The sequence below is a fragment of the Streptomyces sp. NPDC005374 genome (assembly GCF_042872225.1).
Taxonomy (GTDB): Bacteria; Actinomycetota; Actinomycetes; order Streptomycetales; family Streptomycetaceae; genus Streptomyces.
This window is the reverse complement of sequence record NZ_JBIAKA010000023.1, coordinates 37901-59655: the sequence shown is the minus strand read 5'-3', so window position 1 is coordinate 59655 and position 21755 is coordinate 37901. Positions and strand designations below refer to the sequence as shown.

General features: G+C 68.0%; 19 protein-coding genes, 1 tRNA gene and 1 pseudogene. 13 read left to right on the top strand and 8 right to left on the bottom strand.

The features are described from left to right. Positions 1–9: 9 nt before the first annotated feature. The 3 genes from ACFYRX_RS41265 (at position 10) to ACFYRX_RS41255 (ending at position 2396) form a co-directional block, all read left to right on the top strand. Positions 10–588, top strand: a complete 579-nt coding sequence (locus ACFYRX_RS41265; RefSeq protein WP_389111832.1) for an AAA family ATPase — start codon at positions 10–12, stop codon at positions 586–588. 156 nt (positions 589–744) lie between these two features. After that, the gene (locus tag ACFYRX_RS41260) at positions 745–1902 is read left to right on the top strand and encodes an SUKH-4 family immunity protein (RefSeq protein WP_389111831.1); all 1158 of its coding nucleotides are present in this window, start codon (positions 745–747) and stop codon (positions 1900–1902) included. A 152-nt stretch (positions 1903–2054) separates the two neighbouring features. Further along, the gene (locus tag ACFYRX_RS41255; protein WP_389111829.1) at positions 2055–2396 is read left to right on the top strand and encodes a hypothetical protein; all 342 of its coding nucleotides are present in this window, start codon (positions 2055–2057) and stop codon (positions 2394–2396) included. 1310 nt (positions 2397–3706) lie between these two features. On the opposite strand, the gene ACFYRX_RS41250 is transcribed toward ACFYRX_RS41255, so the two are convergent. Both ACFYRX_RS41250 and ACFYRX_RS41245 read right to left on the bottom strand, forming a co-directional pair. Next, positions 3707–4735, bottom strand: a complete 1029-nt coding sequence (locus ACFYRX_RS41250; protein ID WP_389111827.1) for an NUDIX hydrolase — start codon at positions 4733–4735, stop codon at positions 3707–3709. A gap of 16 nt (positions 4736–4751) precedes the next feature. Then, entirely contained in the window at positions 4752–5681 is a 930-nt protein-coding gene (locus ACFYRX_RS41245; RefSeq protein ID WP_389111825.1) for a hypothetical protein, read from the bottom strand. A 691-nt stretch (positions 5682–6372) separates the two neighbouring features. Here ACFYRX_RS41245 and ACFYRX_RS41240 point away from each other — a divergent pair. Continuing rightward, positions 6373–7125 carry a DUF5677 domain-containing protein gene (locus ACFYRX_RS41240; protein WP_389111824.1) on the top strand — a complete coding sequence of 251 codons (753 nt, stop codon included), beginning with the start codon at positions 6373–6375 and terminating at the stop codon, positions 7123–7125. 303 nt (positions 7126–7428) lie between these two features. After that, complete coding sequence (locus ACFYRX_RS41235) at positions 7429–8418, top strand: hypothetical protein (RefSeq protein ID WP_389111823.1); 990 nt, start codon at positions 7429–7431, stop codon at positions 8416–8418. A gap of 1044 nt (positions 8419–9462) precedes the next feature. Here the strand turns inward: ACFYRX_RS41235 and ACFYRX_RS41230 are convergent. Then, positions 9463–9534: transfer RNA gene (locus ACFYRX_RS41230), tRNA-Cys, on the bottom strand. A gap of 217 nt (positions 9535–9751) precedes the next feature. Between ACFYRX_RS41230 and ACFYRX_RS41225 the strand changes: the two genes are divergently transcribed. From ACFYRX_RS41225 to ACFYRX_RS41200, 6 genes and pseudogenes are all read left to right on the top strand, one after another. After that, complete coding sequence (locus tag ACFYRX_RS41225) at positions 9752–11215, top strand: MFS transporter (RefSeq protein WP_389111821.1); 1464 nt, start codon at positions 9752–9754, stop codon at positions 11213–11215. Between the two features lie 70 nt (positions 11216–11285). After that, positions 11286–11390: pseudogene (locus ACFYRX_RS41220) on the top strand (type II toxin-antitoxin system death-on-curing family toxin); the annotation flags it as partial. A 148-nt stretch (positions 11391–11538) separates the two neighbouring features. Continuing rightward, positions 11539–13329 carry a DEAD/DEAH box helicase gene (locus ACFYRX_RS41215; RefSeq protein ID WP_389111820.1) on the top strand — a complete coding sequence of 597 codons (1791 nt, stop codon included), beginning with the start codon at positions 11539–11541 and terminating at the stop codon, positions 13327–13329. 371 nt (positions 13330–13700) lie between these two features. Beyond that, on the top strand, positions 13701–14342 hold the full coding sequence (locus ACFYRX_RS41210) for an IclR family transcriptional regulator (protein ID WP_389111818.1): 642 nt from the start codon (positions 13701–13703) through the stop codon (positions 14340–14342). A 119-nt stretch (positions 14343–14461) separates the two neighbouring features. Further along, a complete protein-coding gene (locus tag ACFYRX_RS41205; protein WP_389111817.1) occupies positions 14462–14848 on the top strand; it encodes an enolase C-terminal domain-like protein in 387 nt (128 codons plus the stop codon). A 4-nt stretch (positions 14849–14852) separates the two neighbouring features. Further along, positions 14853–15644 carry a PDZ domain-containing protein gene (locus ACFYRX_RS41200; RefSeq protein ID WP_389111816.1) on the top strand — a complete coding sequence of 264 codons (792 nt, stop codon included), beginning with the start codon at positions 14853–14855 and terminating at the stop codon, positions 15642–15644. Here the strand turns inward: ACFYRX_RS41200 and ACFYRX_RS41195 are convergent. Genes ACFYRX_RS41195 through ACFYRX_RS41185 form a run of 3 tightly spaced genes read right to left on the bottom strand, consistent with a single transcriptional unit; the run spans position 15641 to position 16955 of the window. Further along, complete coding sequence (locus ACFYRX_RS41195) at positions 15641–15826, bottom strand: hypothetical protein (RefSeq protein WP_389111814.1); 186 nt, start codon at positions 15824–15826, stop codon at positions 15641–15643. The two genes, ACFYRX_RS41200 and ACFYRX_RS41195, sit on opposite strands and share 4 nt — an antisense overlap. A gap of 11 nt (positions 15827–15837) precedes the next feature. Then, the gene (locus tag ACFYRX_RS41190; RefSeq protein ID WP_389111812.1) at positions 15838–16413 is read right to left on the bottom strand and encodes an ArsR/SmtB family transcription factor; all 576 of its coding nucleotides are present in this window, start codon (positions 16411–16413) and stop codon (positions 15838–15840) included. Between the two features lie 59 nt (positions 16414–16472). Further along, positions 16473–16955, bottom strand: a complete 483-nt coding sequence (locus ACFYRX_RS41185; RefSeq protein WP_389111810.1) for an Lrp/AsnC family transcriptional regulator — start codon at positions 16953–16955, stop codon at positions 16473–16475. A gap of 126 nt (positions 16956–17081) precedes the next feature. Between ACFYRX_RS41185 and hppD the strand changes: the two genes are divergently transcribed. Then, positions 17082–18236, top strand: a complete 1155-nt coding sequence (gene hppD / locus ACFYRX_RS41180; protein ID WP_389111809.1) for a 4-hydroxyphenylpyruvate dioxygenase — start codon at positions 17082–17084, stop codon at positions 18234–18236. Positions 18237–18245: 9 nt separating this feature from the next. Here hppD and ACFYRX_RS41175 read toward each other — a convergent pair whose 3' ends face one another. Next, positions 18246–19673, bottom strand: a complete 1428-nt coding sequence (locus ACFYRX_RS41175) for a tetratricopeptide repeat protein (RefSeq protein WP_389111808.1) — start codon at positions 19671–19673, stop codon at positions 18246–18248. A gap of 92 nt (positions 19674–19765) precedes the next feature. Between ACFYRX_RS41175 and ACFYRX_RS41170 the strand changes: the two genes are divergently transcribed. After that, on the top strand, positions 19766–21181 hold the full coding sequence (locus ACFYRX_RS41170; RefSeq protein ID WP_389111807.1) for an FAD-binding oxidoreductase: 1416 nt from the start codon (positions 19766–19768) through the stop codon (positions 21179–21181). A 19-nt stretch (positions 21182–21200) separates the two neighbouring features. On the opposite strand, the gene ACFYRX_RS41165 is transcribed toward ACFYRX_RS41170, so the two are convergent. Beyond that, entirely contained in the window at positions 21201–21677 is a 477-nt protein-coding gene (locus ACFYRX_RS41165) for an SsgA family sporulation/cell division regulator (protein WP_389111805.1), read from the bottom strand. Positions 21678–21755 lie beyond the last annotated feature (78 nt).

Genomic DNA, 21755 nt, shown 5'->3' with positions numbered 1-21755 from the left:
CTACTCCGCGTGAACGGGGTGGTCCTGGTCACCGGCGTGATGGCGGCCGGGAAGTCGACGGTCGCGCAGGCGCTGGCGGAGCGGTTGCCGCGGGCGGCGCATGTGCGCGAGGACATGTTCCGGCGAATGATCGTGTCGGGGCGCGAGGAGTACGTACCCGGCGCTGCTGGTGAGACCGAGGCTGGTGAGGCCGAGGCTGGTGAGGCCGAGGCTGGTGAGGCCGAGGCCCAACTGCGCCTGCGGTACCGGCTGTCGGCCGCGACAGCGGACGCGTACGCGGAGGCCGGTTTCACGGCGATCGTCCAGGACGTCGTCCTGGGCGAGTACCTGACGGCGTATGTGGCGCTGGTCCGGACGCGCCCCCTGTACGTCGTGGTCCTGGCCCCGGACGCCGGGACGGTGGCCGCCCGGGAGGCGGGCCGGGCGAAGACGGGCTACGACGACGCGGTCTGGACGGTTCCGGCGCTGGACGAGGCGCTGCGGACGTCGACGCCACCGATCGGTCTGTGGCTGGACACCTCCGGACTGACCCCCACGCAGACGGTGGAGGCGATTCTCGCGGGACGGGAACGCGCGAGGGTGCTCTGACGTCTCCCTGGTACGAGGGCGTTGTCAGTGGCGGCGCGTAGTGTTTCGAGCAGTGGGGGACAAGCGCCGACCGAACTGGTTCGCCGTGCCGTGCCCTGCCAGGGGACCGTGAGAGACGTGCCCAGGGGACTGCGCAAGGAAACACACGGGGGAGCCATGAGCACGACCGATACCGCCGTAGAGGCGATCAGACTGACCGAGGACGAACTGCGTCCGTACATCACCCACGTGTCCACCCGCCGCTGGCTCAGCGGCCCCGGACTGCCCGGCGACAGCGACCTGTTCACCTTCGAGGAGCTGCGCAGGGAGGGACTGCGCACGGTGGCCGACACCACGCCCGACCCGGCCGGACGGCTCGGCGAGGGGCTGCGCGACCAGTTGGTGATAGGCGGACTGACGGACCTGCGCGGCATGGAGACGGAGTCGGTCCTGCTCGACGGAGTCACGGGCGAGGTCTCGACGACGGCCTTCTTCCACGCCCGCCTCGACCTGATGGACCGCACACCGCTGGCCCCGTCGCTCCCCACCCTGGTCCGCTTCGCGACGGCGACCGACGAACTGACGGAGGTGCGCGGCCAGTTCGCAGCGTACGCCGGCCGCTTCGGTCCTACGGCGGTGGAGGAGGCGACCCGTCAGCTGCTGACGGTGTTCGAGGAGGGCACGGGCGGTGCGGTGCCGACGTTCTGGAAGATTGCGGCCCTGATCCGCCCCCTGGCCCTGGTCGCGGGCCCGGGCACGGGGTCCGGCCTTGCCCTGGACCTCCCGCCCAGGCTTCTGGACCAGGAGTTCGGCCGAAGCAGTGTCGTCCGCTTCGAGGACATCGACTTCCCGTCGACGCTCACCCACGCCCCGACGCGCCGCTTCCTGAGCGAGACGGGCCTGCCCGAGGACGGCGTCCTCTTCCACACCGACCCGGACGCCCCGCTGCCCACCCTCGCCGAGAACCAGGCCGACCAGCTGGTCGCCCTCCCGCCCCGGGCCGACCACCTGATCGTCCTCGGCCATCTGATCGAGGACAACATCCTGGTGGTCGACGGCGAGACGGGCGCGGTCCTGAACTGGAGCGAGCGCGAAGCGACCCTCCACCCCCTCAACACCGACATCTCCACCCTCGCCTTCACCCTCTGGCTCCTGCACCGGGAGCGCCAGATAGACGAGTCGCTCGCCCACGAGCTGACGAACACCCTGTACGTCCAGGTCGCCAAGACGATGATCCGAGCCCTCTCCACCATCGACCCCACGGGCACGACGACGGACGCCGACTGGCACTACTGGACGGAGCTGTTCCAGGACGAGGCGGGTGGGGTGCTGTGACCAGGATGCGCGGGGCGGCAGTGATCGCCCTGGCAGTGAGTGTTCCGCTCATGGCGGGCTGCGCGGGGCATACCGGCAAAGACGCCTCGGCCAGAACTCCCCACGCCTCCGCGCCCTGGTCTCCCTCGTCCCCTCCGCCTTCGGCCATAGCCGTGACGAGAACCCCACCGGACATCTCCGGCTCGGCCAAAGTCTTCGTTCGCCTGGCCGACAGAACAGGCTCGGAAGAGATACCAGGGATCCGAAGCGTCAAGCCCGGCACGATCGCTGTGGCAACCGAATGCGTAGGCAAGGGCAAGACGGTCATCACCATCGGGAAACTGGCCACCTACACAGTCCCGTGCACCACCACACCCGCAACGACCTACAACGAGATCGGGCTGAGCAGCAGCAAACAAAACATCGACATCACGGTGACGGCCGGCTCCGGAGTCCACTGGGGCCTGTCGGTCGGATGGCGCCCGGGGATGGACTCACAGGAAGCCGGAACCTGAAACGGCCGCCGAAAGGACGGCAACCCTGGAGGGGTGCCGCCCTTTCACCTTGCCTGGTCAAACACTTGAGGCCGTGGCGGGAATCGAACCCGCGTAACTCGCTTTGCAGGTTTGTCCGGGCTGGTCAGGGCTTGATCCGGGCGCGTTCGCGGGCGTTCGATCCCGTACGGATGCAGTGCCCGGTGGGGCGGTGTGAACGATTCTGGACGGCCGCGTACGGAGGCGAACGAGACGGAAACTGAGACGACCGCCATTGCCCTTCGGTTGGGTGCCAGGTGCCACGCCCTTGATCCCTCAGCACCCCCAACACGCTTTCCAACTGTGGGGGTGGGGCGGAGGGCGTCGTTCGGGGGCGTTCACCTGCGTTCGTGGACGGCTGGTCGAGGTGCCGGAGTGGGGCTGTGGTCTCGCATGAACGTCCGCGAACGGTGGTGAATGAGACGGAAACTGAGACGGCGGAGTCGCCCTGGATCGACTGGCGGGGAGCGAGGCCAAGTGCTGGGGCAGGAGATGAACGAGTGATCGTCCCGTGGCTTCTGGCGAGAGGGCTCACCGCGCTCGGCGTGGTTCCACGTGATGACATCTTTCCCGCCGGGTGTAGCTCCCGGGAACATCCGCGCTGACGGAATCCCAGAAGGGCACGGCGTCTCGGAAGTGGCCGCCTGCTGTGTGCCACCGGAGTCCGGGATAGGCTCGGCGCAGAGACCGGAGAGCGGCCGAGGCCAGGCCGCAGCGCTTGTAGCCGTCGTAGGTGTAGGGCGATTCGACCCAGCCGATCTTGCAGTGATCGCACACCACATACTCGACTTCGAAAGCCAGGTCGGATCTGTAGTAGGCCGCTCGGATGCGCCAGCCTGTCCGCTCATAGTGCCCGGCGGGCCGGTCGACCCAGGGTTTCGGTGGTGTGGCGGACCCGTCGAAGCGGTACGACTCGGGGAATGCCCATCGACGGAGTCGGTCACGCCAGGTCGGCTTGTCCGGCCACTCCTGTACCCACTGGACATGGTCAGCGAACTGTGTCACGACGCGGGCTACCGCGTCCTTGTCCGCCACCAACTCCCCTTCCGTCTCATCAGGTGTCCGCGTCGTCCCAAGCTGTCCATGCGTCTGACGGTGGGCGAACGCGTACGCCATGTCGGCTGTACGGGTCGTCAGACGCCTTGAGTTTCCGCACCGAGAGCTCTGTCAACCTCACCGCACGTGTGAGGGGATTGCCAGGGCCACTCCCGGATAGCTGACGGGCAGTAGTGGTGGCTGTCGCCGGGTCCGTGGGGCGTTCCCGTTGGTCCGGCGCCGTCTTCGGGTCGGGGTCAGATCTCCAGGCCGAACTCGCGCCGCCGGTCCGAGATGGTGGTGAGGAAGCTCTTTGTCGCGGCCAGGGAGTCCACTCGAAGGGCCTCCTCCAGTGTCGTCCACCTGACCTCGTGGATTTCCTCCTCCTGTACGTCGGGACGCGCGGGAAAGTCTCCAACGCAGACCCATGTGTGGATCTTTCCGGGCCCTTCGTCCCTGGGGAGGCATCCGAGCGGGATCATTTTCCTCGCGTCCAGGTCGATGCCCAGCTCTTCCCGCACCTCGCGGCGGGCGGTGTCCAAGGGAGTGTCGTCCCAGGACTCCATCTGGCCTCCGACGGGATGCCAGTACCCGGGATAGCGGCGAGTCCGCGCGAGCAGGATCCTTCCCGAGTCGATCAGGAAGACGAAGGACGTCCACCGGTTGGATCCATTGGCCCGTTGCTCGTAGGCCTGGTCGATGGCGGAGAGCGGAACACCGGGATCCGTGATCACGGCCCGTTCGTTGACCACGTCACTGCCTTTGGAGGGGCCGAGCACCCTTGAGTCGTTGCTGGCCGCGTGCTCGGTGGCGACCAGGGTCACGGACCAGGAATCCCATACGGCTTCAAGCGGGCTTGTCGTGGTGTGGAACCTGCCGGCAGGAATATGGAGCGGGCTCTCCTGCGGTGTGGCGTCCCATTCCGAGACCATGCGGACACTCGTGGACCTTCCTTCCGGCGAGAGAACGCTGGCTCCGGCGCCGGGCGAGCTCTCGACGGTGAACGAGTCGTACCACACAGCCGTCGCACCGTCATCCACGTCGTACATCGCGTGCCGGACACAGCCCACAACGGAACGCGTCAGCAGGTCCCAGCCGTGGCTGTGCACGAGGAAGGGGTCGGAGTCCGTTCTGCGTTCCTCGGCGGGCGGCCACAGATGCACGCGGATGCCCCACTCCGGGAACGTGTCCAAGGGCAGGCGGAACACGAGGAATCCGTAGGGGTGCAGGTAAGAAGCCGAGTCGTCCAGGAACGTCCGTAGGTCCGGCCACCCTTGACGGGTCATCCACGAGCCGATCGCCTCACGCGTTGGCATAGGGGTTCACCGGCCTTCGGTACGCGTCCAGCGTCATGTTCAGGAGTTCGTCGTCCGCCCCTGGGAGTATGCCCAGTAGGGAGAGGACTTCTCTGACATCCGCGACGGAACCAGGATCCAGCTCGGTGGCGGACCGGGGGAGAGGCAGCTCCGTGCTCTGGCGGTTGCTCAGCCGCATGTCCTCTTTGGTCGAATCGTAGAAGGACGAGCCGACCGGGTATTTCAACGCGGCCGTGCCAGCCTTCTCGCGGGTCACGATCACGCAGGTGTCGGACAGGTCGATCGTGAACGGTGAAACGGTGGACGACAGGTACACCCGGCAGTTGAGCCGGGAGAACTGGTAGCTCAGGAGCTGGAGCCTGATGATGGTTGCGGCGATCTCCGCCTGTGCACGCCGCCGGGTCCAGTAGTCCCGCCGGTGGGGGTTCGCGTTCCTCCGGTACTCGGCGAAGAAGTCCATGAGTTCGACGTTGTCCGGATCGAGCACCTGCACGTTCATCGATAGATAGTGTCCCTGCCTCTCGGCGCGCTGGAGAAGGGTCGGCAGGACCGCCGATCTGAAATACCGAGCCGTATGACCCCGGTAGTCCCAGGAGTTGGTGGCGCCTGCTGCCTTGTCCAGCTCGGCAGAGATTGATCCGGGGTCGGTGACCTGGACCTCCACCGGTCCCTGCCGCTTCAGACCGTAGAAGAACACCACGAGCAGGGAGACGCATAAGGAGGCAACCGCGGCCCCGGTGAGCGAGTCAACGATCGAGATGATCGTGTCGCTGAGACTCACCTTGGTCGCCCCGCCCAGGTGCGGCAACGCGAACAGCCTGATGACGATCAGCAGCGCAGCGCCCAGACCGAGCGAGGAGAGGTACAGCTTCGTGTTCACACCCGCCGGGTCGTCAGTTCTCCGAGTGTCGTCCATGGGCCATCCCCCGATCGTTCGACTGCCAACCTGTCCGTTCCACCCGCGTGGATCCAGTGGATTCAACAGGAGCCGCGGGTGGTCCATCAAGAGACCGTGGACGCCGGTGACACCGCCGAGACGCTGATGTGGCGAGACTTACCTGTGCCGACCGCCGGGAGCCGTCCCCCAGCCGTACCGCCGGATCGTCCCCGCATGGGCCGCGGGCACCGCCGTGGCCGACGGGCCTGGACTCGGGTGCGCGGAATTCGCCGTCCTCACCCTCACGTCACCCTGTTCGTCCACGGAGCCCCTCCGACGGGTGAGGTTGCCGAGCGTGTTGACGAGGCCGCCAAGCAGGACAGTTGCTGCCCTCACTGGGTCGAGGCGGTGCCACAACCTCACCCGATCGGCGGCCACTCTGAAGAAGCTCACTGGTCCAGAAAGGAACCCCAGGGTCTTCGACCCGGGGGTTTATATGGAGCGGGTGACGAGAATCGAGCTCGCACTCTCAACTTGGGAAGCTTGGGTTCTCAAGAAGTGGTTCGCGCTCTGACCTGCTGCGAACGCTGATGGTACTTGGCTGTGCACCGGTGTGCTGTCCACTGTTCCCCGTGGTTCCCCGCAGGACCTGGCACGTATCTGGCACGCCTGGGTTGGCATCGGCGGAAACCTCATCGCGCTGCACCAAAGGACCGGTCATGATGCTGTGATGACGGAACCGGATCCTGGTGAAGGCTTGATCTGCCTTGAGAACTTGATCTCAGAGGACCTCCACGAACGCATCAGCCCGACTAACCGTGCGACGGTGATCGGGTGGGGACTGTTCTTTACGGCAGTCCACCAAATCCGGGCGGTTCTCGTGCTGCATCAGGCTGGCGCCTGCGCGGCGGCGAGCCCGAACCGGCGCAGCGCCCTGGAGCACACCGTCACGCTGCGGTGGTGTGCAGATCAGGGTGATCGCATAGGCGATATCTACAACCGCAAGTTGGGGATGGACCAGATCCAACTTGCCAAGGCGATTCGAGCAGATGGCACGGCTGACCGTTACGCAGACGCCTATCAGGTGATGGCAGCGACCGTGAAGACAGTGAAGGAATCGATCGCACCGGACCCCAACGAGCGGCTGGCGAAGATCGAACACTTGATGACCGGCTACGGCCTGACGAAGGAGTGGAGCTACTACACAGTTGAATCTCGCTTCACACATCCCACGCTCACTGGAACTCAGATGTTCTTCCAGGATGACGGCAAGGACTTCCGAGTCAGTCAGATGCCGATCCACGAGGAACTCGTATCCTGCCCCCTGTTCTGTCTTTGGATCCTCCACGCAGCGATGCTGTGCTTCAACGAGCTGCTGACTGGTAGGCCCTGGACGACAGAGCTTGAGAAGGTTGCCCAGGAGTACGGATTCATGTCCACGTTGCCCACATGGCAGGGTCCCGGAAGCCCAAGCGGGCAGTAACTGGGAGCCGATGCGTCAGATTCGTGGCCCCTGAAGGCTAGGACCTCTTCGTCCAGTAGCCCGTCTTTTATACGCAGGATAGTCCTCCTTGACCACTGTCGAGTGACGCCTGACGGCCCACAAATAGTTCGCCCCAGGTGCACGCATGCTGGATAATTCGACTAAACACCAAGGGGGCTACCTGTGTCTGTTAATGATGACGTCATTAGGGCTGGCGTAGCGAGCGATGCGGACTACATGGGCAGGTTGTTTCGTGACTGTCAGACAGACAACACAAGCATATCGGCAGTCGTTCCTTTGTGTATGGCTCCGTATTTCTCGCTCGTGCTTCATGAGGCGAAACTGAAGCCTCAGGCGATCGACCCTTCGGTGTTCGATGAATTCTCCGCAGAAGCTGAAGAAGTGTGTGCCCGTGCTCGGCACAGTCTGAAGCTTTTCGAGGACAACCAGCGAAACATTGAAGGGCAGTTGCGTTTTTTTGAAGGCGACATCTTGGCGAAGCACTCTGAGTGGTTTCTTGGAAATACCTGGCTCCGGTTCGCCCGTCGTTGGGAGAGGGACTTGGGGCTGTTCATGTATGACGGCGTGCTGGTTACGACTTCACACGCTGCCGCGTTTCACCTCGGAGTTGATGCGGACAAGCTCTTCCGAAACGATAACGGCGTGTACAGGCTCGGCATTACACGGCAGATGGGTCAGTGCTTCGCCGCCCTTGGTGCTCGTATTGACACGCATGGAGATGAGACGTTTGTGCGCTTCCTCTCCGGGGTTCGTTTTAAGTCTGCAGACGTGCTGGCCTCTACTTACTACGCGGAGACCTTTAATGGAGCAGCTACGCAGGCAGCCATCAACGTGGCTTTGACCGACTTCCAGGTCAGGATGAACTTCGTCAACAAGGTAATCACCGTTGGTTCTGATACCCGAAGTCTTGAGTACACGGTCTTTAAGATCCGGTACCTCACCCTGTACCAAGTGTTGTTGAGCCTCAAGCTCCTAAAGGAGGATTCGCGGTACTCGCTGCCTTCGGCGTCGACGATGGTGATCGAAAATATCCTGGCCGCTCCCGCTGCACGCGTAGTCACGGGCCGGTCGGTGCGACATTTTCGGAACACCTTGATGCACTACAACCTGCTGCCCAGTGCTGATACTGCCAGGGTGGACCTGGGGGAGCCGATCTTTGGTCTGGTGCCTCAATACTTTCCCGCATACGACTTCAAGGGACTGAGCTGTCTGGTCGACACGTGCATCAGCGACACGGCCAGTGCTTTGAACGACTGGTCTCGGGGGGTTTAGCCGACGCATCGTATTCGTGGTGCAGGGCCTCGCCTCGACCGTCGGCGTGAGGACCGATGAGGCGTTAGTTACGCTCTGGTTTCCCTCCCACTCTCCACCGCTTTGCTGGCTTTGCTTGCCAGGGAGTGCCACGCAGTTCTCCTGGGTTTCGAGGTCGTGGCTGCAACACGGCAGCGACGTCACCCTTATAGCCCACGGTATACAGCAATGCCAGACACAGCCAGTAGTTAGCCAGCATCCCAGCTTCTGCCCACTCATATACTGTGTAGTCCCCTGATTGTTGCTTAGTGGGGTGAGTGGCAACGTTACGCATTTTTATGACGACTCCCAGGGCGTCTCGTTTCGCCCCCTTTCGGCGCATTCGGTCACGTACGGCTGCAAGATGCCGGAAGTGTCGAGGAACTGCGATTGCGATTCCCAATCTATCGATGAGGTTTCTAATTTCCCATTCGGTTCCCCTGTTTTTAGGGATTGCCTGTTCCCATCGTCTGGGGCTGTGGGGGCCGATGGTGACAAATTCGTAATAAGGAAGGAGCTGCAGTCCCGAGATCGGCAATGAGGCCCAAAGGTGCACGTCAACATCTACATTGGCGGCAATGTAGTAGGCGAGTGCGTCCCTGAAAGCCCTTAGATTTTCCTCTTTTCTCGTGAAATTTAGTACGCAATGAATGAGGTTGCCAATTTGTTTCGCCGAGCAAGTTGACTCAAGCCAGTCGCTCGAGCTTTTCATTGGGTCGACAGGGGCGGAAGCCCAGTGGGCCCACTTCGGCAGACCGTTTGAATAGCCAACAGGCAGCAGGCAAGCGGTCCTCCTGCCCAGCGCGAGAGAAAGCGCCAAAGCTGGCCCACGTTGCGGTGATTGCCATGGTGCGCGGGGTTGGAACAGCCGTCGGTGGTGCCGTGGTCACCGCGATCATTTGGTGGTGGCAGAGCTGGTAAGTAGCACCGCACTACCGTCCGGCGACCGGCCAACTGAGACGGACGACCAAAAAGGCGGCACCCCTTCCGGATGCCGCCCTGTCGTCTTGCCTGGTCAAGCACTTGAGGCCGTGGCGGGAATCGAACCCGCGTAACTCGCTTTGCAGGCGAGTCCCTGAACCACTCGGGCACACGGCCGGGTCGGTGTGGAGTGGGGTGCTCCTGCCGAACTCGGTGGAATGAACGTAGGGCGGGGAGGGGGGTGGGCTCAAGGGGATCGTGGGGGCTGCAACGGGACTGCCATACGCCGTTCATGAACGGGGTGGGCGCGGCTGTGGTCGTACGTCCAAGGTCTCAGGGGGAGGAGGTCGTTCGACAGGGGTCAAAGGGGGTTGTGGGACTTACTCTGGCGGGCATGGCAGCTCTCGAACCGCGTGACGTCGGTGTCACCGACGACCCTGTGGGCCCGTGCGTCGGCGTCGGTGGGGTCGAGGAAGGGGTGCTGGGGCGGTCCTATCGGGCGTTGAGTGTGGGGATCGTGTCCGTTGTGGTGCTCATCGCGTTCGAGGCCACGGCTGTCGGGACCGCGATGCCTGTTGCCGCGCGGGAGTTGGACGGGGTCGCGCTCTACGCGTTCGCGTTCTCCGGGTACTTCACCACCAGCCTGTTCGGGATGGTGCTGGCCGGGCAGTGGTCGGACCGGCGTGGGCCGCTCGGGGCGTTGAGCAGCGGGATCGCCGCGTTCGCCGCCGGGCTGCTGGTGTCCGGGACCGCCACCACCATGTGGCAGTTCATTCTCGGCCGGGCCGTGCAGGGGCTCGGGGGTGGGCTGGTCATCGTGGCGTTGTACGTCGTGGTGGGGCGGGCGTACCCCGAGCGGTTGCGGCCCGCGATCATGGCCGCGTTCGCCGCGGGCTGGGTCGTGCCGTCGATCGTGGGGCCGCTCGCGGCCGGGGCGGTGACCGAGCAGCTCGGGTGGCGGTGGGTGTTCGTGGGGATTCCGGTGCTCGTCGTCTTTCCGCTGGCGCTCGCGCTGCCGCAGATACGGCGACTGGCGGGAGGGCCGGTCGACGGCGCCCACGGGAAGGCCTCCTTCGATCGTCGTCGTATCCGGCTCGCCCTCGCGATCTCCCTCGGCGCGGGGCTCCTTCAGTACGCCGCCCAGGACCTGCGTCCACTCTCCCTGCTCCCCGGCCTCGCGGGCGTCGCGCTGCTCGTGCCGGCCGTGCTCGGGCTGCTGCCGCGCGGTACGTACCGGGCGGCGCGTGGGCTGCCCTCCGTCGTGCTGTTGCGCGGGGTCGCCGCGGGGTGCTTCGTCGCCGCCGAGTCCTTCGTGCCGTTGATGCTGGTCACCCAGCGGGGGCTGTCGCCGACGCTGGCCGGGTTCTCGCTCGCGGCGGGCGGCGGTACGTGGGCGCTGGGGTCGTGGGTGCAGTCGCGGCCGCGGGTGGAGCCGTACCGAGGGCGGTTGATGACCGTGGGGATGGTGCTGGTCGCTGCCGCGATCGCCGCCGCGCCTAGTGTGCTGATCCACTCCGTGCCCGTCTGGACCGTCGCCGTCGCGTGGGGCTTCGGCTGTTTCGGGATGGGGCTGGTGATCGCCTCCACCAGCGTGCTCCTGCTGCATCTCTCCGCCCCCGAGGAGGCCGGTACCAACTCCGCCGCCCTCCAGATCTCCGACGGCCTCTCCAACGCCGTTCTGCTGGCGGCGGGCGGGGCGGCCTTCGCCGCGCTGGGCGGGGGCACGGTGAGCCATACGGCGAGCGAGGCGGCCGGCTCTCAGCATCCGGTGGCCTTCGCCGTGGTGTTCCTGCCGATGGCGGGGGTGGCGTTGGTGGGGGCGTGGGTGACGACGCGATTGCGGACACCTCACCCGTGAGTGGTACCAGTTTGGCACCACGCGGCGGTGCCGTTCCGTGTGTCGCCCCTCCGCCTCGATGTTCGGGCAGATCGACGCGGCCGAGCGTCTGGTCATCGCCGTGGCGACGGGCAGCCTGGACGACGTCAAGGAGATCTCCGAAGCGCTGCGCGCGCTCGCCGACGGGGCGATGTGACCTCGGTCCCACCCAGGACCGACCCGGCCCTGTCCGGACGTTGACACCGCCGGGCCGCCGGTAAGGTGACCCGGTCGTCATACACAGCCCGAGAAACAGTCCGAGAAAAAGCCCAGCGCAGCCGAGCCGCTCGACCCCGACGGAGACCGTGACTACCACCGCCGCCTCCTCCCACCACCTTTCTCCCGCCTTCCCCGGCCGCGCCCCCTGGGGCACCGCCAACAAGCTGCGTGCCTGGCAGCAAGGGGCGATGGAGAGATACGTCCAGGAGCAGCCGCGTGACTTCCTGGCCGTCGCGACCCCCGGCGCGGGCAAGACGACCTTCGCGCTCACCCTCGCCTCCTGGCTGCTGCACCACCACGTCGTGCAGCAGGTGACCGTCGTCGCGCCGACCGAGCATCTGAAGAAGCAGTGGGCCGAGGCGGCCGCGCGGATAGGGATCAAGCTGGATCCCGAGTACAGCGCGGGCCCGATCGGCAAGGACTACCACGGCGTCGCCGTCACCTACGCGGGTGTGGGCGTACGGCCCATGCTGCACCGCAACCGTGTCGAGCAGCGCAAGACGCTCGTCATCCTCGACGAGATCCACCACGCCGGTGACAGCAAGTCGTGGGGCGAGGCCTGCCTCGAAGCCTTCGAGCCGGCCACGCGAAGGCTCGCGCTCACCGGTACGCCCTTCCGGTCCGACACCAACCCCATCCCCTTCGTGACGTACGAGGAGGGCAACGACGGGATCCGGCGGTCGGCCGCCGACTACACCTACGGCTACGGCAACGCGCTCGCCGACCACGTCGTGCGGCCCGTCATCTTCCTGTCCTACAGCGGGCAGATGCGGTGGCGGACCAAGGCCGGTGACGAGATCGCGGCCCGGCTCGGCGAACCCATGACCAAGGACGCGATCAGCCAGGCCTGGCGTACGGCCCTGGATCCGCGCGGTGAGTGGATGCCCAGCGTGCTGCGGGCCGCCGACCAACGGCTCACCGAGGTCAGGAAGGGCATCCCGGACGCGGGGGCCCTCGTCATCGCCTCCGACCAGGAATCCGCCCGGGCCTACGCCAAGCTCATCCGTGAGATCACGGGGTCGAAGGCCACCCTCGTCCTCTCCGACGACACCGGCGCGTCCAAGCGGATCGACGACTTCGCGGCGAGCAACGACCGGTGGATGGTCGCCGTCCGCATGGTGTCCGAGGGCGTCGACGTCCCGAGGCTCGCGGTCGGGGTGTACGCCACCACCATCTCCACGCCCCTCTTCTTCGCCCAGGCCGTCGGCCGTTTCGTACGGTCCCGGCGGCGCGGCGAGACCGCCTCCGTGTTCCTCCCGACCGTCCCCGACCTCCTCACCTTCGCCAACGAGATGGAGGTCGAGCGCGACCACGCCCTCGACAAGCCGAAGAAGGAGGGCGAGGAGGACCCGTACGCCGAGTCCGAGAAGGAGATGGAGGAGGCGAACAAGGAGGAGGACGAGGACACCGGCGAGCAGGAGCAGTTCGCCTTCGAGGCGCTGGAGTCCGACGCCGTCTTCGACCGCGTCCTCTACGACGGCGCCGAGTTCGGCATGCAGGCGCACCCGGGGAGCGAGGAGGAGCAGGACTACCTCGGCATCCCGGGCCTGCTCGAACCCGACCAGGTGCAACTCCTCCTCCAGAAGCGGCAGGCGCGGCAGATCGCGCACAGCCGCAAGAAGCCGGACTCGGAGGCCGACCTCCTCGAGATGCCCGCCGAGCGGCGGCCCGTCGTCTCGCACAAGGAGATGATGGAGCTGCGCAAGCAGCTCAACACCATGGTCAGCGCGTACACCCACCAGAGCGGCAAGCCCCACGGGGTGATCCACACCGAGCTGCGCCGGGTGTGCGGCGGCCCGCCGAGCGCCGAGGCCACGGCCGGGCAGCTGCGGCAGCGGATCGCCAAGGTGCAGGAGTGGGCCACGCGGATGCGGTGACGGGGACACCCGTCCCAGTCCCGCGTCCGATGCGGGAGTCGTCGGCCGTCCGAGGGTGCTCGCGCAGTTCCGCGCGCCCCCGTCGAGGCGGCACGCGCCCGTGCGTATCGGGGCAAACGGAGCGGTCCGCACCGGCTGCTGACCGGATTCTGGACGGAGGCTTCCGCTGAGCGAACCCGTTTCGCTACTGTCCCGCTACGCACACGCCCCGTGGCAGCGCCGCCGCGGAGCGCAGCCGTGAAGCGACGCGGCCCGGAAACAGACCGGGCCGCCGGCCGATCGGCGGCCTCTGAAGCGCGTCGCCGACGGGACTCGGTGACGCATCCGTCGCGAGGGGGCCGCCGACCTCACCACTTGGAGGAGTGGGCGTCGTGACCGCGGAGACCTCTCAGACGCTTGACCGGGGACTGCGGGTCCTCAAGCTCCTGGCCGATACGGACCACGGGCTCACCGTCACCGAGCTTTCCAACAAACTGGGCGTCAACCGGACCGTTGTGTACCGGTTGCTGGCCACACTGGAGCAGCACGCACTCGTACGGCGGGACCTGGGCGGACGTGCCCGGGTGGGGCTCGGAGTACTGCGGCTGGGGCGGCAGGTGCATCCGCTGGTGCGGGAGGCCGCGCTGCCCGCGCTGCGCTCGCTCGCGGAGGACATAGGGGCGACGGCTCATCTCACGTTGGTGGACGGCGCCGAGGCGCTGGCCGTGGCCGTCGTGGAGCCCTCGTGGACGGACTATCACGTGGCGTATCGGGCGGGGTTCCGGCATCCCCTGGACCGTGGGGCGGCGGGGCGGGCGATTCTCGCGGCCCGGCAGCAGGGGTTCGGGGAACCGGGGTACATGCTGACCCACGGGGAGCTGGAGGCCGGTGCGAGCGGGGCGGCCGCGCCGCTGCTGGGAGTCACCGGCGTCGAGGGCAGTGTCGGCGTGGTGATGCTGGCCGACGCGGTGCCGGAGCGGGTGGGACCGCGGGTGGTGGACGCGGCCCGGGAGGTCGCCGAGGCGCTGCGCTGAGCGGGCCTCCGGCAGCCGTAGCCGGGTGGGATCCGAGAGCCCGAGGACGGGACCCGGGTGGGCAACGGCCAGTCGGCGCACCCCAGTCCGCGCGCAGCCGGCCCGCCTCCGCGATCGCGATGGACGCGTGCGGGGTCGTCGACATCGAGCCCTCGCGCGTGGACGGCTGCATGGAGGCCCGCCGCGTCCATGACGTGGCCCGCGCGCACGCCGTGCCGGTGTGGTGCGGCGGCATGCCGGAGACGGGAATCGGCCGCACCCCGAACCTCGCTCTCGCCGCCCAGTCCGGCTTCACGCTCCCCGGCGACACCTCGGCGTCCTCGCGCTGCTTCGCCGAGGACATCACGGAGCCGTTCGCCCAGGACGACCGCCACCTGCGCGACCCGAGCAGGCAGGGCATCGAGGTCGAGCCCTTCCCCAGGCGCTACGGCGATCCACGGTTCGCCGCCAGGATCTGTACGGGGCTGACCGGCTCGTGGCCGGAAGTGACCGCCGCGTTAGATTGATCCCGTGCTCTCACGCCTCACGCGCCCCCAGGCCGTCGCCGTCTGTGCCCTGCCCGTCGTGGCCCTGGTCGCCACGGCGCTCTTCGCGCCGCTGCCGTTCGCGCTGGCGCAGCCCGGGATGACGGCGAACGTCCTCGGCGACAACAAGGGCACCCCGGTGATCACCGTCTCCGGCGCGAAGACCCGTACGACGAGCGGGCAGCTGCGGATGACGACCATCGAGGCGACCGGACCCGACACACACGTCTCGTTCGGCGACGTCTTCGACAGCTGGTTCCGCACCGACCGGGCCGTCATGCCGCGCGACGCCGTCTATCCCAGCGGGCAGAGCGTCAAGGAGATCGAGCAGCACAACACCGAGCAGATGCAGGACTCCCAGGACGCGGCGACCGAGGCCGCCCTCACCTATCTCAAGCTCAGCGACGACAAGGTCAAGGTCACGCTGAAGCTCGCGGACGTCGGCGGGCCGAGTGCGGGCCTGCTGTTCACCCTGGGGATCATCGACAAGCTCCACGGAGACGGCGCCGGAGGCGACCTCACCGGCGGCCGCACCATCGCCGGGACGGGGACGATCGACGCGGACGGGACGGTCGGCGCGGTGGGGGGCGTGGCCCTGAAGACCCAGGCCGCGAAGCGGGACGGGGCGACGGTGTTCCTGGTCCCCGAGGACGAGTGCGCCGACGCGAAGGCGGAACTGCCGAAGGGACTGCGGCTGGTCCCGGTGACCTCGCTGAAGGGGGCGGTGGGCGCGTTGACCGCGTTGGAGAGCGGTAAGGGATCCGTGCCGAGCTGTTAGTGCACGAGGGCCGGCCTGGGGGAGGCGGCCAGACGCAGGCCGACCTCCACGAGGGTCCAGCCGAGCCGGGTCCGGATGGCGGACGGCGGTTTCGCCTGGGCCGCGAGCCGGTACGCGTCGGCCTCGGCGCGGAGGTCGGCGGCGCGGTGGTGATGCAGGGTGAGGTGGGTCTCGGGGTGCATGGCGGGGCCTCTCAGTCCGTCTCGATGGGGAACAGGTGCGTGTGGATGCGTACTTCCTCCGCGGCGGGGTCCTCGTCGGTGGCCCGGCCGCGGTAGTCGTCGATCAGGGCGTGCATCTTCTCGACGAGCTCGGTGGCCAGCTCGGGTGTGAGCTGGAGTGTCATGTCGCTCATGTCGGACCCGCGGGTCCACTCGGCGGACCAGTGGTCCCGGGTGCTGAGCCAGCCGGACAGCTCTCGTGAGTGGGTGGCGGCGATCTCGTACAGGAGGATCTCGGCCATCCCGCGCACTTCGGGTCCCGCGCTGTCGAACTCGGTGGAGTCGAAGACCACCCCCTGGTCCACGGCCTTCCACCACCGCTCCCGTCCCTTCCCGTGCTCGGGGGCGTCGGTGATGAAGCCGTGTTCGGCGAGCTGGCGCAGGTGGTAGCTGGTGGCGCCGCTGGACTCGCCCAGCCGTTCGGCGAGCATCGACGCGGTGGCGGGACCGCGTCGGCGCAGCGCGTTGAGCAGTTCCATCCGCAGGGGATGGGCCAGCCCGCGCAGTGAACGGGCGTCGAGTTTCCGTACGTTGAACTCTTCCGGCATACGTACAAAGATAGCTATGCAAAGGGGTCTTTGCAACACCTTCTTTGTAACCGATCGCCTCACATCCCGGGCAGCTCCCGAAGGCTCGCCTGCTCCACCAGCGGGATGATCCGCAGCGGAACGGGGTTCTCCATGACGATCGCGGTGGCGGCCCGGACGATGCCGTCGAAACCGACGACCCGGTCGATCACGCGTTGGAGATCGGCGTTGGAGCGGGCCACCAGCCGGCACAGCATGTCCCCGCTGCCGGTGGTGGTGTGCAGCTCGAGGACCTCCGGCACGGTCGCCAAGTGCGCCCGCACGTCAGCCCCCTGCCCCTGCCGGATCTCCAGCGTGGCGAACGCGGTCACCGGGTAGCCGAGCGCCGCCGGATCGACCTGCGGACCGAATCCGCGGATCACCCCGTTCGACTGGAGCCGGTCGAGCCGCGCCTGCACGGTCCCCCGGGCCACGCCCAGCCGCCGGGACATCTCCAACACCCCGATCCGGGGCTCCCGCGCGAGGAGCACGATGATCCGCCCGTCCAGTACGTCGATCCCCACGGCAGCCTCCCGGCCCGATGGTCATCCTGTACAGAAAGACCGCCGAGGCGGCCGTACGACTGCGCATGTTGTCCAGCAGTAATGCGAACTATTGCGCACCTTGCGAGGCGGGGCCACGCTTCCCGCATGGCTGTGACTTCTGCGCACACACACCCCACACCCGACACCGCCCGGCAGGCCGACCCGTTCCCGGTCAAGGGAATGGACGCGGTCGTCTTCGCCGTCGGCAACGCCAAGCAGGCGGCGCACTACTACTCGACCGCCTTCGGCATGCGGCTCGTGGCCTACTCCGGACCGGAGAACGGCAGCCGGGAGACCGCGTCGTACGTGCTCACCAACGGCTCCGCCCGGTTCGTGTTCACCTCGGTGATCAAGCCCGCCACGCCCTGGGGCCACTTCCTCGCCCAGCACGTGGCCGAGCACGGCGACGGTGTGATCGACCTCGCCATCGAGGTCCCGGACGCCCGCCGCGCCCACGCCTACGCCGTCGAACACGGCGCCCGCTCGATCACCGAGCCGTACGAGCTGAAGGACGGGCACGGCACGGTCGTCCTCGCCGTGATCGCCACCTACGGCGAGACCCGCCACACCCTCGTCGAGCGCACCGGCTACGACGGCCCCTACCTCCCCGGCTTCGCCCAGGCCGCCCCCATCGTCGAGCCGCCCGCCCACCGCACCTTCCAGGCCGTCGACCACTGCGTCGGCAACGTCGAACTCGGCCGGATGAACGAGTGGGTCGGCTTCTACAACAAGGTCATGGGCTTCACGAACATGAAGGAGTTCGTGGGCGACGACATCGCCACCGAGTACAGCGCGCTGATGTCGAAGGTCGTGGCCGACGGGACCCTCAAGGTGAAGTTCCCGATCAACGAGCCCGCCATCGCCAAGAAGAAGTCCCAGATCGACGAGTACCTGGAGTTCTACGGCGGCGCGGGCGTCCAGCACATCGCGCTGAACACCAACGACATCGTGCAGACCGTACGGACCATGCGGGCGGCCGGAGTCCAGTTCCTCGACACGCCCGACTCCTACTACGACACCCTCGGCGAGTGGGCCGGCGACACCCGCGTACCGGTCGATACGCTCAGGGAGCTGAAGATCCTCGTCGACCGCGACGAGGACGGCTATCTGCTGCAGATCTTCACCAAGCCGGTCCAGGACAAGCCGACCGTGTTCTTCGAACTCATCGAGCGGCACGGCTCGATGGGCTTCGGAAAGGGCAACTTCAAGGCACTGTTCGAGGCCATCGAGCGGGAGCAGGAGAAGCGGGGCAACCTCTAGCCGGCCCTGTTACCGGCTCGCGCCGGCGTCCAGCACCGGTACGCCCCCGTCCGGCACGTCTCCCAGCGCCGCCAACTCCTGCCGCGCCGACCGCACCAGCAGCGGCGAGAACCAGGGGTTGGTCCGCAGTGCCTCCTGGAGATGCCGACGCGCGGGGGCGTACCGCCGCGTCCCCCGCTCGATCATGCCCAGGTGATACGCGTACAGCGCGCTGCGCACCCCGCCCCCGTGCACCCTGTCGGTCGCGATCCGGGCGTACCGCAGGGCCTGCTCGTCCTCGCCCGCCCGGTGCAGCGCCCACCCGAGCGCGTCCGCCACCGCGATCCCCGGCTGCCGTCGCCACTCGGCCCCGAGCCGCCGTACGGCAGCGGCCGGGTCCCCGTGGTCCGCCTCGAACTGCCCGAGAACCAGCTCCTCGTCGGCCCCGGCCGCGGTCGCGGCCCGTACCCTCGCCCGGAGCAGGTCGTACTGCACCCGGGCCGCCCGCCCCAGCCCCAGCGACTCGTACAACTCGCCCAGTTCCAGGGCGTACTGAGGCAGCGGCTGCTTCGCGAGAGCCGTCCGGTAGGCGTTCAGGGCCTCCGCCGTGCGGCCCAGCGCCGCCAGCACCCGACCCTGCCCGGACTGCGCGGCCCGCTGGTCGGGGTCGATACGGACCGCCTCCTGGAAGTACCGCAGCGCGGCCTCGCGGTCACCGCGCTCCCAGGCGAGCTGCCCGGCCCGCTCCAGACACGCCGCCCGCTCGGCGGGCGCCCCCGCCCGCGCCGCCGCGTCCGCCAGCTGGGCCGCCGCGTCCTCACGCCGGCCCCGGTCCCGGTACACGGCCGCCGTCCGGGCCATCACCGCCGGCCCCGAGCGCAGCTCCGTCAGCCGCTCCAGTGCCCTGCCGGCCGCCTTGTAGTCACCGAGCCCCGTGTACGCGTCGATCAGCTGCGGATACGTCGTCCACCGTTTCGGCTCCAGCGTCCGCGCGGCCTCGCCCCAGGCCCGCGCGGTACGGAAGTCCCGGCGCGCGTTCGCGAGGGCGGCCAGAGCGCCGAGTGCCTCCGCGCTCCTGCGCACCTTCAGGGAGGTCCGCAGCGCGGTGTCGGCCTTCGGATAGAACGCCGTCTCCGCCGTCCGCCGCCCCTGTTCGACATACGCCGTCCCGAGCACCGCCCACGACTCGGCGTCCCGCGGATGCCGGCGCAGATGGCTCTCCCGCTCACCGATCAGCGCCGCCAGGTCGGGCAGCGCGGCCGGCACCCCGGCGGCGACCGCCGTCAGCGCCTGGGCGCCCGGGGCCGGGGCGGGCGCGCGCGTCGCCGGCGGCTCCGGGGGCAGCAGCATCAGCACCGTACCGAGCGCCGCGCACCCCGCGACCGCGGCCGGTACCAGCCGCCCGTACCGCCGCACACGCCGCTCCTGCGTCCGGTTCTCCGTGGCTTGGTTCTCCATGGCGCTCACTGTGCGTCAATACGACGAGCACACCCCGGTGCGCGGCAGCTGCCGCAGACGGGGTTCACACCGATGGCCCCCGGTGCGACGCTGTGATCATGAGCCGTATCGAAGCGCGTCGCGATGAAGACACAGCGGTCACCGGCAATCTCGTCGACCGCCTGCTGAGCGGTCTGCCCGCCGAGGCCGTCCTCGTCGACCCGGACGTCACGGCCTCCTACGCCAACGACATGGCGAGCTTCTGCCCGGCCGGCACCCCCGCCGTGGTCGTCCTGCCGCGCACGGTCGAGCAGGTCCAGCACGTCATGCGCGTCGCCACCGAACTGCGCGTCCCGGTCGTCCCGCAGGGCGCCCGCACGGGCCTGTCGGGCGGGGCCAACGCCTCGGACGGCTGCATCGTGCTGTCCCTGACGAAGATGGACCGGATCCTGGAGATCAACCCGGTCGACCGCATCGCCGTCGTCGAACCCGGCGTCGTCAACGCGGTCCTCTCCCGCGCGGTGGGCGAACTCGGCCTCTACTACCCGCCGGACCCCTCCAGCTGGGAGATGTGCACGATCGGCGGCAACATCGGCACCGCCTCCGGCGGGCTGTGCTGTGTGAAGTACGGCGTGACGGCGGAGTACGTCCTCGGACTCGACGTCGTCCTCGCCGACGGGCGGCTCATGTCCACGGGCCGCCGTACCGCGAAGGGGGTCGCGGGATACGACCTGACCCGCCTGTTCGTCGGATCCGAGGGCTCGCTCGGCATCGTCGTCCAGGCGACCCTGGCCCTGCGGCCGCAGCCGCCCGCGCAGCTGGTGCTGGCCGCCGAGTTCGCGTCCGGGGCCGCCGCCTGCGACGCGGTGTGCCGGATCATGGAGGGCGGGCATGTGCCGTCCCTCCTCGAACTCATGGACCGTACGACGGTCAAGGCCGTCAACGACATGGCGCACATGGGGCTCCCCCAGACGACGGAAGCCCTTCTGCTGGCCGCCTTCGACACCACCGATCCGGCCGCCGACCTGGCCGCCCTCGGCGCGCTGTGCGAGGCGGCGGGCGCGACGCAGGTGGTCCCCGCCGACGACGCCGCCGAGTCCGAACTCCTGCTCCAGGCCCGCAGGCTGTCCCTCACCGCTCTCGAAGCCGTCAAGGGCACCACGATGATCGACGACGTGTGCGTGCCCCGCTCCCGGCTCGGCGAGATGCTCGAAGGGACCGAGCGGATCGCCGAGAAGTACCAGCTCACCATCGGTGTCGTCGCCCACGCGGGAGACGGCAACACCCACCCCACGGTCTGCTTCGACGCGGCCGACCCCGACGAGTCACGGCGTGCCCGCGAGTCCTTCGACGAGATCATGGCCCTCGGCCTGGAGCTCGGCGGCACGATCACCGGCGAGCACGGGGTGGGCGTACTGAAGAAGGAGTGGCTGGCGCGCGAGATCGGGCCGGTGGGCGTGGAGATGCAGCGGGCGGTGAAGGGAGTCTTCGACCCGCTGGGGATCCTGAACCCGGGCAAGCTGTTCTGACCCCTCTCCTGCCCGGGGCTCACTCCCCGTCCGTAGAGTCGTCGCCCGGCCACGGGTCGCGCAGCCACAGGTCGTCGGCCGGAGTGGGGGCCAGCAGCTCGGCGAGGCCGTCGTCGATGCCGAGCTGCTCCGCCTCAGAGCCCGGGGGGACCACCCTCAGCGTGCGCTCCAGCCAGGCCGACACCTGCGCGGCGGGGGCCTCCAGAAGGGCGTCGCCGTCGGGCGAGCTCAGCGCCATCAGCACGACACTGCGGCCCGCGACCTTCGTCGGCCACACCCGCACGTCCCCGTGCCCGCACGGACGGAACACCCCCTCCACGAGGAGTTCACGGGCGAAGGTCCAGTGCACGGGATGGTCCGAGCCGATGTGGAAGGTGACGTGGACGGCGAAGGGGTCGTCGCTGCGGTAGCCCAGCCGGGCCGGGACCGGGATGCTGCGCTCGGGCGACAGGATGAGGTGGAGCTCCAGTTCGCGCTCGACCACGGTGTGGTGCATGTCGTTCGTTCCTCTCTCGGCTCTCGCACGGGTCCTGCGGTGGGCCCGTACGAGTGGAGAGGGGGGAGGGGCCGGAAT

Excerpts from the sequence above, each read along its gene's own strand:
- ACFYRX_RS41260 (WP_389111831.1), top strand. The coding sequence starts at position 745 with ATGAGCACGACCGATACCGCCGTAGAGGCGATCAGACTGACCGAGGAC.
- ACFYRX_RS41250 (WP_389111827.1), bottom strand. The coding sequence starts at position 4,735 with ATGACCCGTCAAGGGTGGCCGGACCTACGGACGTTCCTGGACGACTCG.
- ACFYRX_RS41245 (WP_389111825.1), bottom strand. The coding sequence starts at position 5,681 with ATGGACGACACTCGGAGAACTGACGACCCGGCGGGTGTGAACACGAAG.
- ACFYRX_RS41240 (WP_389111824.1), top strand. The coding sequence starts at position 6,373 with ATGACGGAACCGGATCCTGGTGAAGGCTTGATCTGCCTTGAGAACTTG.
- ACFYRX_RS41235 (WP_389111823.1), top strand. The coding sequence starts at position 7,429 with ATGGCTCCGTATTTCTCGCTCGTGCTTCATGAGGCGAAACTGAAGCCT.
- ACFYRX_RS41225 (WP_389111821.1), top strand. The coding sequence starts at position 9,752 with ATGGCAGCTCTCGAACCGCGTGACGTCGGTGTCACCGACGACCCTGTG.
- ACFYRX_RS41205 (WP_389111817.1), top strand. The coding sequence starts at position 14,462 with ATGGACGCGTGCGGGGTCGTCGACATCGAGCCCTCGCGCGTGGACGGC.
- ACFYRX_RS41195 (WP_389111814.1), bottom strand. The coding sequence starts at position 15,826 with ATGCACCCCGAGACCCACCTCACCCTGCATCACCACCGCGCCGCCGAC.
- ACFYRX_RS41190 (WP_389111812.1), bottom strand. The coding sequence starts at position 16,413 with ATGCCGGAAGAGTTCAACGTACGGAAACTCGACGCCCGTTCACTGCGC.
- hppD (WP_389111809.1), top strand. The coding sequence starts at position 17,082 with ATGGCTGTGACTTCTGCGCACACACACCCCACACCCGACACCGCCCGG.
- ACFYRX_RS41175 (WP_389111808.1), bottom strand. The coding sequence starts at position 19,673 with ATGGAGAACCAAGCCACGGAGAACCGGACGCAGGAGCGGCGTGTGCGG.
- ACFYRX_RS41165 (WP_389111805.1), bottom strand. The coding sequence starts at position 21,677 with ATGCACCACACCGTGGTCGAGCGCGAACTGGAGCTCCACCTCATCCTG.